Annotated in this window: 1 protein-coding gene; it reads right to left on the bottom strand. The window is 56.5% G+C overall.

All coding sequences use genetic code 11. The features are described 5' to 3' along the window. A partial coding sequence (locus H8L32_RS27435; protein ID WP_186951030.1) for a hypothetical protein occupies window positions 1–255 on the bottom strand: 255 nt, incomplete at both ends.

Here is a 255-nt window from a genome sequence, read left to right as displayed (position 1 = left end):
CGCCGTCAATGGTGTGGGTACCGTTGAAGTTGGCATCAGTGAAGATGATGCGGTCGGCTGTGCGTGTGGCACCTTCTTCGCCTTTGTAGCTGAAGCGGCTTGTGGCGCTCAGGCTACGGGCGTCGATCACAACGGCGCTTTCTTGTGCTGTACCAGCTGTGTCTGCTGTGTTGTTGGCATTGTTGGCTGTGTCGTTGTCATTGACGATGGCCAGTACACCTGCGTTGTTGTTGGCAGCGATCAGGGCATCGGTCA

The sequence above is a fragment of the Undibacterium hunanense genome (assembly GCF_014284335.1).
In the GTDB taxonomy this organism is placed as follows: Bacteria; Pseudomonadota; Gammaproteobacteria; order Burkholderiales; family Burkholderiaceae_D; genus Undibacterium; species Undibacterium hunanense.
This window is presented reverse-complemented; position numbering and strand designations above follow the sequence as displayed.